This window comes from Streptococcus sp. 2020WUSS084, from assembly GCF_044427445.1.
Lineage (GTDB): Bacteria > Bacillota > Bacilli > Lactobacillales > Streptococcaceae > Streptococcus > Streptococcus suis.
Genome location: NZ_JAOTGC010000005.1, coordinates 110449 through 123090, shown reverse-complemented (window position 1 = coordinate 123090; position 12642 = coordinate 110449). Strand labels below are relative to the sequence as shown.

The following is a 12642-nucleotide window of genomic DNA, read 5'->3' as shown; positions in this document are numbered from 1 at the left end:
AGAAAGGAATAGAGAGTTTTCAGATTTGAACTCGAGCGTCAGCGAGGGTTTTGAAAAGCTAATTCTTTGTCTTCCAATCAAGTAAACTACGAAAGGAATTGAACAAAAGCTAAAAACCTAGTAAAAAAGACCAATCGCCTTGTGCCTATAGGCACTGCGTTGATTGCCTATTTTTATACGGTTTTCTTGACGCTTTTGTATCTTAAATTATGAAACAGTCTAAAATGATTATCCCTACTTTGCGGGAGATGCCTTCGGATGCGTCGGTGATTAGCCACGCTTTGATGTTACGTGCGGGTTATGTCCGTCAGATTTCTGCTGGTATTTACAGCTACTTGCCTTTGGCTAACCGTGTGATTGAAAAAGCAAAAAATATCATGCGTGAGGAGTTTGATAAGATTGATGCTATTGAATTTTTGGCACCAGCTCTCTTGTCAGCGGACATTTGGCGTGAGTCAGGTCGTTACGAAACCTACGGTGATGACCTCTACAAGCTCAAAAACCGTGAGGGTTCTGACTTTATCTTGGGTCCAACCCACGAAGAAACGGTGACACTATTGGCGCGTGATGCGGTGCAATCTTACAAGCAGTTGCCACTCAATATTTACCAAATCCAGCCAAAATACCGCGACGAAAAACGTCCTCGTAATGGTCTCCTCCGTGGTCGCGAGTTCATCATGAAAGATGGCTACAGCTTCCACGCTAGCTATGAGAGTCTGGACCAGACCTACGATGACTACAAGGCGGCTTACGAGGCAATCTTCACTCGTGCAGGATTGGAGTTCAAGGCCATTATCGGTGACGGAGGTGCCATGGGCGGTAAGGACAGCCAGGAGTTTATGGCTATTACACCAGACCGTACTGATCTGGACCGTTGGGTTGTCTTGGACAAGTCGGTTGCTTCTTTTGATGAAATCCCAGAGGATGTTCTTGAAGCAATCAAGGAAGAACTCTTGGCATGGTCTGTGTCTGGTGAAGACACCATCGCCTACTCTAGCGAATCTGGCTACGCTGCCAACCTAGAAATGGCAACTAGCGAGTACAAACCAAGTACAGCAGTTGTCGTCGAAGAAGATTTGGTTAAAGTAGCGACGCCAGATGCCAAAACCATCGACGAAGTTGCTGCCTTCTTGAATGTCGCGGAAGAGCAAACTATCAAAACCATGCTCTTTATGGCAGACGGTGAGCCAGTTGTTGCCCTCCTTGTTGGCAATGATCAAGTTAACGATGTCAAGTTGAAAAACCACCTTGGAGCAGATTTCTTCGATGTAGCAGGCCCAGCGGATGCGGAAAAAATCTTCGGTGCAGGTTTTGGTTCCCTTGGACCAGTCGGCTTGCCAGAAAACATCAAGATTATTGCAGACCGCAAGGTTCAAGATGTGAAAAATGCTGTAGTCGGTGCCAACGAGGACGGATTCCACTATACAGGTGCCAATGCGGGTCGTGATTTCCAAGTGACTGAGTATGTGGATATTCGCGAAGTCAAGGAAGGCGAGCCTTCTCCAGATGGACACGGGGTTCTCAACTTTGCCCGTGGTATCGAGATTGGTCACATCTTCAAACTCGGTACACGCTATTCAGACAGCATGAATGCCAACATCTTGGATGAGAATGGTCGTTCTATGCCGATTATCATGGGATGCTACGGAATCGGTGTTAGCCGTCTCTTGTCAGCCGTTCTTGAACAACACGCTCGCCTCTTTGTTAACAAGACACCAAAAGGCGAATACCGTTACGCTTGGGGCATCAACTTCCCTAAAGAATTGGCACCGTTTGATGTGCATTTGATTCCAGTTAATGTCAAAGATGAAGCGGCAATGGAATTGACTCAGTCCATCGAAGCCAGCTTGGTCGGTGCAGGCTATGAAGTATTAACTGATGACCGTAACGAGCGTGTCGGTGTTAAGTTCTCTGACAGTGACTTGATTGGCTTGCCAATCCGTGTGACTGTTGGTAAGAAAGCAGCTGATGGCATCGTCGAAGTGAAAATCAAGGGCACAGGTGATACTGTAGAAGTCCATGTGGACCAACTCCTTGAAACCTTGCAAATCCTTACAAAAGAAAATGAATAACAGAAAAAGACTTGGTTGATGATAGCCAAGTCTTTGTTGATAAAATGGGAGTGGGAAAGAACTCGACTAGGAAAAAAGAGTTCGTTTTCCCACCCCCGCACAGTTGATTAGGTCAGATTTGGAGTGTGAAACACGAATAAATCTGCCAATCAACCACTGCGCTGAGATGTTGATACGAACTCTGATAAGTTGCGCTGGGCTTTTTCCAAAAGCCTATTTTTTTATAACATATTTAGTAGGAGGTTATAGAGGATAGCTCCTGCGACTCCTCCAAGAATTGGGCCAGCAACTGGGATCCAGCTATAAGACCAGTCAGAATCTCCCTTGTTTGGAATTGGAAGGATGGCATGCATGATACGAGGACCTAAGTCACGAGCTGGATTGACTGCGTAGCCTGTCGTTGATCCTAGTGAGAAGCCGATTGCAAATACTATAAGTCCCACGATGATTGGGCCGAGGCCAGCGCTGACATTGTTAGGACCAATTGCAAGGATTCCCATGACTAAGACAGCTGTACCAAGAGCTTCGCCGAGCAAGTTTGAAGCTGTGTGACGAAGAGCTGGTCCAGTAGAGAAGGTAGCAAGGATTGTTCCGCTATCTTTTGTTTCCTGCCAATGTGGGTAGAAATGGAGATAGAGGACGATGGATGCCAACATTGCTCCAGCAAATTGGGCAAATAGGAAGCCTGGGACTTGAGCCCATGGTAGGGAGCCGATAGATGCCATTGCGATAGTGACAGCTGGATTCAGGTGGGCAGGTCCAAAAATTCCTGATATGTAGACGGCAATTGTTACAGCGATGCCCCATCCTAGTACGATGGTCAGCCAGCCGCTATTTTCAGCCTTGGTTTTAGAGAGGATGCAGGATGCAACCACACCGTTTCCAAGTAATACTAGTATGAAAGTTCCAAGTAATTCTCCAATCAGATTCATAATGACCTCCTATTTATTGATTGTCAGTTCTTTTAATTGTTCAAGAATAGTCTCCAAGTCAGCTCCAGCCTGTAAGAGAGCTGCGGCAGTATAGCAACCTTCGACGACTGGTACGGTTTGGATAAGAATTTGTTTGTCTGTAAAATCGGCAGCAAGTTCCATGTTCATTCGGGCGCTACCTAGGTCGAAAAAGGCAAGGAGGGTATCAGCAGGGTTTGCTTCAACTCGCTCTTGTACGATTTCAAAGCTGGTACCGATGCTACCATCTTCTAGTCCGCCACAGTAGGTGATGGGAATATCTTTTGCGACTTCAGATACTAGGTCGATGATTCCCTGGGCCAAATTTTTTGAATGGGATACGAGTAAGATACCAACCTTTGTCATAGTCCTGCCTCCAACATTGCTTCAAAGAGAAGTCCAGATGAGAAAGAGCCTGGATCAATGTGTCCAATAGACCTTTCCCCAACATAGGACGCGCGTCCCTTGGTCGCAACAATATCCTTTGTCCCTTGAACGGCTTTATGGATAATTTCCGTTGTCAGCTGGCTTTCTCTTAGGTCAGAAATAACAGGAATCCAAACGTCTACCATGGTTTTCTCGCCCAATTCAGCCTTGCCGCGTTTTTGGATCATCTCCAAACCTGCTTGAAGCGTATCTGCCAAATCAACGCCAGCTTGACTGGCTTTAGTAATACCCATAAAGGCAGAGCCGTAGAGAGGACCGGAAGCACCGCCAACCTTGCTGAGAAGTTGCATGGCAACCACCTTAAAGACTTGGTCAGCAGTCTCATAGTCTTTTTCAGATAGCTCCTGCATGACGGCAGCCATTCCTCGCGCCATGTTGCCTCCGTGATCTCCATCTCCGATTGGAGAATCTAGCTCACTCAAATAATCTTTGTTTTCTTGAATTTTTTTGTTGAATATCTCCATCCAGAGCAGTGCTTGTTTTGCATCCATGGTCTTTCTCCTACCAAGCTACCACTTCAACAGGGGCCTGCAAAGCGTCAATCCAGCTTGGGTCTTCTAGTTTGATTAAGGTCAATGACAGTCCAGCCATATCAATCGATGTCATGTAGTTACCGATTTTCTTGTAGTTAACGACCACACCTTTTTTAGCCAGCAATTGAGCAACGTCGTTGGCAAAGACATATTGTTCCATGAGAGGGGTTGCGCCGAGACCGTTGATAAGGACACCATAGTGCTCGCCATCTTGAATATCAAAGCCTTCTGCCAATTTCTCAACCAATTCTTCAGCCAATTTAGCAGATGGTTGGAGTTTTTCTTTCTTATAGCCAGGTTCACCATGGATACCGACACCGTATTCAAATTCATCCTCTTCAAGGACGAAGCCTGGTTTGCCCACTTCTGGTACCGTAGCACCTGATAGGGCTAAGCCGATAGTCTTGATTTGTGGGACGAGACAGTCAGCCAGTTCCTTGATTTCTGCTAGGGATTTGCCAGTTTCTGCAGCATGACCGAGAATCTTATGGACAAGGATGGTACCAGCTACACCACGACGGCCTTGGGTATAGAGGCTATTTTCCACAGCGATGTCATCATCTACGATGACACTGGCAACTTCGATGCCCTCCATTTCCGCCAATTCTTGCGCCATCTCAAAGTTCATGATGTCGCCAGAGTAGTTTTTGATGACCATAAAGACGCCAGCTCCCTCGTCAGCAGCCTTGATGGCTTCCAAGATTTGGTCTGGTGTTGGTGAGGTAAATACTGCGCCACATACAGCGGCGGACAACATGCCTTTGCCGACAAAGCCTGCATGAGAAGGTTCGTGACCAGAGCCACCTCCTGAGATGATGCCGACTTTACCAGTTTTTTCAGCCTTGCGGATAATCACATCAAATCCATCGATACGATCGACAAGATCTTGGTGCATAAAGACAAGTCCTTTTAACATTTCATCAACGACATGTTCGGGTTGATTGATAATTTTTTTCATGAGAAAACTCCTTTGTTTTTTGTTTGCGCTTTCATTTTACATTGTCCAAAAGAAAAAAGGAAGGGACAGATTGTCCAATGTGTCCCTTTTGTTCCAAAGAAAAGCATGATAGGGTATAATAAAGAGGAAGCGAAAGGAAGTGACATATGCCAACCTCGTTGATTACAAAGAAAAGGATTGCAAAGGCTTTTAAAAAACAGCTATCCCAAAAATCCTTTGATAAAATCTCAGTTGTCGATATCATGCAGGAAGCAGGGATTCGTCGTCAAACCTTTTACAACCATTTTTTAGACAAGTATGAGTTGCTGGACTGGATATTTGAGACAGAATTGCAGGAGCAGGTAACTGACAATCTGACCTATATTAGTGGAATCAAGCTTCTGGATGAGCTTTTGTATTACATCGAGAGTAACCAATCTTTCTATAGACAACTCTTTGAGGTTAAGGGGCAAAATGATTTTGTCAGCTATTTAGAAGGCTACTTTATGGTTTTGATGGAGAAAATTATCAACGAATACCAGCTTCAGGAGGGTAAAATGATTTCCCAACAGGATAAGCATTTTTTGATTCTCTATCATGCTAATGCTTGGATTGGACTGATAAAGGAAGGACTGACGCAGTCGCCTTGTCAGATTCACAGTTATTGGAAGCAAATGGTGGCTCTTGTTCGCGAGTCGTTTTTGATTTTGTAGGAGTTAATATATGGTGTTTATTAGAAATAGACAGGCAACAATTATTGAAGATTATTTGGATGGTTTCTGTCGAACCAATCCTAAAGTGAAGAAAGTGAAGGGATTTCCGATTGTTCTGCAAAGAAGACAAAATGGAGAACTGATTCCAATTGTTTCTGGCGGTGGTTCTGGTCATGAGCCAGCCCATGTTGGCTTCGTCGGTAAAGGAATGCTGACTGCAGCAGTCTATGGAGAGATTTTTACTCCACCAACTGCTGAAGAAGTCCTGGCAGCCATTCGTGTAGTAGATAAGGGCAAGGGAGTTTTTCTGATTGTAAAAAACTTTGAGGCAGACCTTGTCTCTTTTAGAAAAGCCATCGAATTGGCTCGGCAGGAGGGAATTGCAGTCAAGTACATCGTATCCCATGACGATATTTCGGTCGATACCAAGGATAATTTCCGTATGCGACATAGGGGGCTTGCAGGGACTATTCTACTTCATAAGATATTAGGAGCTGCTGCCCTTACTGGCTATAGCCTGGATGAATTGGAACAGCTGGGACTGTCTCTGGCAACAGAGATTGCGACCATCGGTTTTGCAACCAAGTCGGCCTATTTGCCCAATGCTGCCCTGCCTTTGTTTGATTTGGAGGAGGGACAAATATCTTACGGCATCGGTATCCATGGAGAAGAAGGCTATCGGACCGTTCGTTTTGAATCCTCTGAGCAGTTAGCCAACGAAATTGTGAACAAATTAAAATTAAAATTCCGCTGGAAAGAGGGGGAAGACTACATTCTTCTGGTCAATAATCTTGGATCTATGTCCGAGGTTGAGCAAGGAATCTTTTTGAACGATATTTGCCAATTTCTAGAACTAGAAGGTCTGAAGCTTTCCTATATAAAAACAGGTAAATTTATGACCAGTCTTGATATGGGAGGAATTTCTGTCACCCTCTGTCGTGTCAAGGATCAAAAATGGCTGGACTTTTTAGAAGCACCGACAGAAGCTGCGGCTTGGTAGGTTCCTCTTTTCATAGAACATCCACCTCTAGGGTTTTTCCCATAGAGGTTTTTCGTGCACTCTTTCTATTTTTTAGACAAAATACCTTGACAAAAATGGTCGGGGAGGAGAATAGTAGTGATAAACAAAAAGTTTGTCATAAAACGATTCAGAAGGATGATAAGATGACAAAGAAAAAACAATTGACCGGACTCGTGCTTGCGACAGGTTTGGCTGTTTTTGGAAGCGAAGTCCAAGCAGACGAAATCGTCACAGCTACTAGTCCAGCAGAGGTGGAAGCTGTCAGTTCGACGACCACTAGCCAACCGGTCACTGCTCAGGCTGTGGTTGATGATGCCAGTCAAGTAGCGCAAGCCATTGATACAGCAGTGGCGACAACGGAGCAGGATTGGGTATGCTCGGATTGGCAGTAGGAGTGAGACGGAAAGGAGAGTAGGGATGAGTAATTACGTAGAAAATAAAGAGGATGTAAATCTAATTGTGGCCTATAAATTGGGAGGCCGCTACAATGGTGAAATGCTTGCTAGAAGTGTATTGGATGCCCACTATTTTCATGCAATGAATAACGGCGGTAGAGTTTTGTTTACAGTAGAGACTCAAAATGTTACGAAGATCGGTAGTGGAAAACAGCCAGGAAAAATCATCTTGACACCAGGCGATTTTTCAAGAGGATTTGAGGCGGTTATAGTTGATTTTGATGAGTTTCAGAACAGAATGCCAAACTCTAGCTACCGAAATCCGTCACAATTTAATACGAACCAAGAAAGTCAGTCAAATTATACTTGGTTTGAACTAAAAAATCCTAAAAAGCTTGCTACATTAGCTTTAGAACAATTTACAAATGTAAATACAGGTAAGCTACTTATAGAAAGTTTATCAGGTCAATCTTGTCGTATTTATGTTCAGTAAGTACGCTGGAATAACTAGGTATTGAAAAATTCACAATATAAATAAACAAAATCCTCGGAAAGTGTTCTAAGGATTTTTGTTCTGTATTCATATTTTTATCAAGTTTATGGTATAATTATTTAGTAGAAAAGTGAAGACGGTGGCTTTCGATTTTCTGAAAGTGAGGTGATGCCTATGGGCAATTCATCAAAAACTAACAGAAAGGCTAACCTATACTTGATGGCAAGTAAACTTGCTCGTCAAGTAACGACAAATCCTGTGGAATTTGTCTAAGGTGCGCACTAGTTTTATTTTTGAAAAATATCGTTTCAAAAATAAAACGTCGGGGGCCGGTTTCGGCTTTTTAAGTTGTACAAACGATTCTGGCTTTTGGTAGCTTTACCATTGCTTTAGTCAGTTTGTGCTATAAAATCTTCAAAGAAAATGACAAAAAATAACCCGTCCCCACTTTTGACCGAGTTGCTGGACGAGTTATAGTCTAATATAAACGAGTCACCGTCTTTTTAACGGTTCTACGTTGGGTAGTTGTTGACGCAACTACCTTTTTCTATCTCTATTATAACACGAAAGCTTGAAAAAGCCAATTTAAATGGTGGTGTCCTGCCAGAAAAGTCCCTGGCTTAGTCCAAGAAAAATTCTTTCATTTATGGTAAAATGTTTCTAATAAACTACAAAGGAAATAAGTATGTCAGATAAGTTTCAACTCTTGCTACAACAAATCGGAATGCCTCTTGATGCACGACAATCAGGGGCTTTTTCGACTGCAACGATTGAGAAAGTAGTCTTGCACAAGGTCAGCAAACTCTGGGAATTTACCTTCCGTTTTGAAACCCCCTTGCCGCTCATGGACTATCAACTCTTCAAGGCTCGTTTGGCGACGGAGTTTGAAAAGGTGGGCAATAAGATTCAATTTTCTATTGTCAGCGATGCGGAGGCCTTTGAAGCTGGTTTGGTAGAAGCTTATTATCCAGAAGCTTTTACGGAAGATTTGTGCCAGAGTGCAGGCTTCAAGGCTCTTTTTCAGCCATTAGAGGTGACTTATAGAGATGGTGTTTTGTGGATAAAAGGTCCTGAAACCATTGACACAGATCATTTTCGGAAGAATCATCTGCCAAATCTTGTGGAACAATACAAGCGATTTGGTTTTGGCAATCTTGCGGTGGACATCCAAGTCTGTCAGGAAATGACGCAGCAACAAGCGGAGATTTTCCATGCGCAGAATGAAGAAATTTACCAGCAGGCTAATGAAGAAAACTTGGCGGCCCTTGAACAACTGGCTCAAATGGCGCCACCACCAGAGGCAGCTCAGCCATTTGTCCCAGAATATAAGAAAAATCGTCCTGCCAAGGTCAATATCGAAAAGGCTGAGATTACGCCTATGATTGAGGTAGATAGCGAGGAGAACCGGATTGTCTTTGAGGGACTGGTCTTTGAGGTCGAGCAGAAGACGACTAAGACGGGGCGGGTCATTATCAACTTTAAGATGACCGACTATACTTCGTCCTTCACCTTGCAGAAGTGGGCTAAGAATGAGGAAGAGGCCCAGAAGTTTGATATGGTCAAAAAGGGCAACTGGTTGCGGGTGCGAGGCAATGTGGAGACCAATAATTTCACTCGTGATTTGACTATGAACGTGCAGGAAGTTCAAGAGGTCAAGAAGGAAATCCGTAAGGACCTTATGCCTGAAGGGGAGAAACGGGTCGAGTTTCATGCTCATACCAACATGTCTACCATGGATGCCCTGCCTGCTGTTGAGGACTTGGTGGCACGTGCTGCGGCTTGGGGACACAAGGCGGTGGCCATTACTGACCATGGCAATGTCCAGTCCTTCCCCCATGGCTATCATGCTGCCCGTAAAGCTGGAATCAAACCGCTCTTCGGGATGGAGGCCAATATTGTCGAGGACTCTGTGCCCATTGCTTACAACGAAGCAGATGTAGTCCTGTCCGAAGCGACCTATGTGGTCTTTGACGTGGAAACAACCGGTCTCTCTGCAGTCAACAATGCCCTGATTCAGATTGCGGCGTCTAAGATGCACAAGGGCAATATTATTGCAGAATTTGATGAGTTTATCGATCCAGGTCATCCGCTCAGTCAATTTACAACAGATCTGACAGGAATCACTGATGAGCATGTGCGTGGTTCTAAACCTCTGGAACAAGTCCTGCGTGAGTTTCAAGAATTCTGTCAAGATTCCGTCATGGTTGCCCACAACGCGACCTTTGACGTTGGCTTTATGAATGTCAACTATGAACGAGCAGGCTTACCTATTATTAGCCAGCCTGTCATTGATACCTTGGAATTTGCTCGTAACCTCTACCCCGACTTTAAGCGTCATGGTTTAGGTCCTCTCACCAAGCGGTTTGGTGTTGCTCTTGAACACCACCACATGGCCAACTACGATGCGGAGGCGACAGGGCGCCTGCTCTTCATCTTCCTAAAAGATGCTCTGGAGAAGCACAATTTGACCAATCTCAACCAGCTAAATACGGAGCTGATTGCGGAGGATTCCTATAAGAAGGCTCGTGTCAAGCATGCCACGTTATATGTAATCAATCAGGTTGGTTTGAAAAATATGTTCAAACTGGTCTCTCTTTCTAATACCAAGTATTTTGAGGGAGTTCCACGTATTCCACGGACCGTTCTCAATGCCCATCGTGAAGGCTTAATATTGGGAACAGCCTGTCAAGAGGGCGAGGTCTTCGATGATTTACTCTCCAAAGGGATAGATGAAGCGGTTAAAACGGCAGCCTATTATGATTTTATCGAAGTCATGCCACCTGCCCTCTATGCTCCCATGATTGCCAAGGAGCAGTTTAAGGACATGGCAGAGATTGAAGAGACTATCAAGCAGTTGATTGAGGTAGGACGTAGGGCAGGTCTGCCAGTTTTGGCGACAGGAAATGTTCACTATATTGACCCCGAAGAGGAAATCTATCGGGAAATCATTGTTCGTGCTCTAGGTCAAGGGGCACCGATTAACTGGACCATCGGAAATGGTGAGAATGCCCAACCAGCTCCACTACCTAAGGCTCACTTTAGAACGACCAGCGAGATGTTGGACGAGTTTGCCTTCTTGGGAGAAAGTCTGGCGCGTGAGATTGTCATTACCAATCCAAATGCCATGCTCGACCGTTTTGAAGATGTTCAGGTAGTTAAGACCGACCTCTACACGCCTTATATTGAGAAGGCCGAGGAAACGGTTGCGGAATTGACCTATCAAAAAGCCTTTGAAATTTATGGCAATCCTCTGCCTGATATTATTGACCTGCGAATTGAGAAGGAATTGACGTCCATTCTGGGTAATGGATTCGCCGTGATTTACCTGGCGTCGCAGATGTTAGTGCACCGTTCCAATGAGCGGGGCTACCTGGTGGGTTCACGGGGGTCTGTCGGCTCCAGTTTCGTTGCGACTATGATTGGGATTACCGAAGTAAACCCTATGCCTCCTCACTATGTCTGTCCAAATTGTCAACACAGTGAATTTATCACAGATGGTTCCTATGGTTCAGGTTTTGACCTGCCAGACAAGGATTGTGAAAAGTGTGGGACCAAGTATAAAAAAGATGGACAGGACATTCCTTTCGAGACCTTCCTTGGTTTCGATGGAGACAAGGTTCCCGATATTGACTTGAACTTCTCAGGGGATGACCAACCCTCTGCCCATTTGGATGTTCGGGATATTTTTGGCGAAGAAAATGCCTTCCGTGCAGGAACGGTAGGTACGGTAGCTGCTAAGACTGCCTATGGTTTTGTCCGAGGCTATGAGCGGGATTATGGCAAATTCTATCGAGATGTGGAAGTGGAGCGGTTGGCTGCTGGCGCGGCAGGTGTCAAACGGACGACTGGTCAGCACCCGGGGGGAATTATCGTATTCCCTGACTACATGGATGTCTATGACTTTACACCTGTTCAGTATCCTGCCGATGATGTGACGGCCAGCTGGCAGACCACCCACTTTAACTTCCACGATATTGATGAAAACGTCTTGAAACTCGATATTCTGGGACACGATGATCCAACCATGGTTCGGAAGTTGCAGGACTTGTCGGGCATTGATCCGCAGACCATTCCTGCTGATGATAAGGGAGTGATGGCCCTCTTTTCTGGTACGGAAATTTTGGGAGTTACCCCAGAGCAGATTGGGACACCGACAGGTATGCTGGGCATTCCTGAATTTGGAACCAACTTTGTACGGGGGATGGTGGAGGAAACCAAACCGACCACTTTTTCGGAACTCTTGCAGTTATCTGGTCTATCGCACGGTACAGACGTTTGGTTGGGCAATGCCCAGGACTTGATTAAGGCAGGAATTGCTAATCTATCTACTGTTATCGGTTGTCGGGATGACATCATGGTTTACCTCATGCACGCAGGTTTGCCACCTAAGATGGCTTTTAATATCATGGAGCGGGTGCGGAAGGGCTTGTGGCTCAAGATTTCTGAGGAAGAGCGAAATGGCTACATTCAAGCCATGAAGGATAACAAGGTTCCAGACTGGTACATCGAATCCTGTGGGAAAATCAAGTACATGTTCCCTAAAGCCCACGCGGCTGCCTACGTTATGATGGCCTTGCGGGTTGCCTATTTCAAGGTTCATCACCCACTTTACTACTATTGTGCTTATTTCTCTATTCGTGCCAAGGCCTTTGATTTGGCGACCATGTCAGGCGGTCTAGATAAAGTCAAGGCTAAGATGGAAGAAATTGCTCTTAAGAAGAAAAACAATGAAGCCTCAAACGTTGAGCAGGACCTTTACACCACCTTAGAATTGGTCAATGAGATGCTGGAACGTGGCTTCAAGTTCGGCAAATTGGACCTTTACAAGTCTCATGCGACCGACTTCTTGATTGAAGAAGATACCCTCATCCCACCATTTGTCGCTATGGATGGTCTGGGAGAGAACGTTGCCAAGCAGGTTGTGGCGGCGCGTGCCGAAGGAGAATTTCTCTCCAAGACAGAACTCCGTAAACGTGGTGGATTGTCAGGTACGCTTGTTGAAAAAATGGATGAAATGGGCATCCTCGGTAAAATGCCAGAGGATAACCAGTTGAGTCTCTTTGATGATTTGTTTTAAAAAA

General features: G+C 45.0%; 11 protein-coding genes. 7 read left to right on the top strand and 4 right to left on the bottom strand.

What is annotated here, in order from left to right; all coding sequences use genetic code 11:
• Positions 1 to 209: 209 nt before the first annotated feature.
• Positions 210 to 2072, top strand: coding sequence for a proline--tRNA ligase (locus ODU50_RS04575; RefSeq protein ID WP_044685638.1), 1863 nt, complete (start codon positions 210 to 212; stop codon positions 2070 to 2072).
• A gap of 221 nt (positions 2073 to 2293) precedes the next feature.
• Here the strand turns inward: ODU50_RS04575 and ODU50_RS04570 are convergent, their stop codons facing one another.
• Genes ODU50_RS04570 through dhaK form a run of 4 tightly spaced genes read right to left on the bottom strand, consistent with a single transcriptional unit; the run spans position 2294 to position 4960 of the window.
• Positions 2294 to 3004 (bottom strand): MIP/aquaporin family protein, encoded by a 711-nt coding sequence (locus tag ODU50_RS04570; protein ID WP_105152951.1) that lies wholly within the window; start codon positions 3002 to 3004, stop codon positions 2294 to 2296.
• A gap of 9 nt (positions 3005 to 3013) precedes the next feature.
• On the bottom strand, positions 3014 to 3388 hold the full coding sequence (gene dhaM / locus ODU50_RS04565) for a dihydroxyacetone kinase phosphoryl donor subunit DhaM (RefSeq protein ID WP_002938758.1): 375 nt from the start codon (positions 3386 to 3388) through the stop codon (positions 3014 to 3016).
• Positions 3385 to 3960: a dihydroxyacetone kinase subunit DhaL gene (dhaL, locus tag ODU50_RS04560; RefSeq protein ID WP_105152952.1), complete on the bottom strand. Its 576-nt coding sequence runs from the start codon at positions 3958 to 3960 to the stop codon at positions 3385 to 3387. Before dhaL ends, dhaM begins: the two co-directional genes overlap by 4 nt.
• Before the next feature lie 10 nt (positions 3961 to 3970).
• Positions 3971 to 4960 (bottom strand): dihydroxyacetone kinase subunit DhaK, encoded by a 990-nt coding sequence (gene dhaK, locus ODU50_RS04555; protein WP_105135559.1) that lies wholly within the window; start codon positions 4958 to 4960, stop codon positions 3971 to 3973.
• A gap of 146 nt (positions 4961 to 5106) precedes the next feature.
• Here dhaK and dhaS point away from each other — a divergent pair, with 146 nt between their 5' ends.
• From dhaS to ODU50_RS04525, 6 genes are all read left to right on the top strand, one after another.
• Positions 5107 to 5652, top strand: coding sequence for a dihydroxyacetone kinase transcriptional activator DhaS (gene dhaS, locus ODU50_RS04550; RefSeq protein ID WP_105152953.1), 546 nt, complete (start codon positions 5107 to 5109; stop codon positions 5650 to 5652).
• Positions 5653 to 5662: 10 nt separating this feature from the next.
• A complete protein-coding gene (gene dhaQ / locus ODU50_RS04545) occupies positions 5663 to 6652 on the top strand; it encodes a DhaKLM operon coactivator DhaQ (protein ID WP_105152954.1) in 990 nt (329 codons plus the stop codon).
• A 164-nt stretch (positions 6653 to 6816) separates the two neighbouring features.
• On the top strand, positions 6817 to 7065 hold the full coding sequence (locus tag ODU50_RS04540; protein WP_105152955.1) for a hypothetical protein: 249 nt from the start codon (positions 6817 to 6819) through the stop codon (positions 7063 to 7065).
• A gap of 25 nt (positions 7066 to 7090) precedes the next feature.
• Entirely contained in the window at positions 7091 to 7561 is a 471-nt protein-coding gene (locus tag ODU50_RS04535) for a hypothetical protein (protein WP_105152956.1), read from the top strand.
• A gap of 359 nt (positions 7562 to 7920) precedes the next feature.
• Positions 7921 to 7998 (top strand): putative holin-like toxin, encoded by a 78-nt coding sequence (locus ODU50_RS04530; protein WP_398580640.1) that lies wholly within the window; start codon positions 7921 to 7923, stop codon positions 7996 to 7998.
• A 248-nt stretch (positions 7999 to 8246) separates the two neighbouring features.
• The gene (locus ODU50_RS04525; RefSeq protein ID WP_105152957.1) at positions 8247 to 12638 is read left to right on the top strand and encodes a PolC-type DNA polymerase III; all 4392 of its coding nucleotides are present in this window, start codon (positions 8247 to 8249) and stop codon (positions 12636 to 12638) included.
• Positions 12639 to 12642 lie beyond the last annotated feature (4 nt).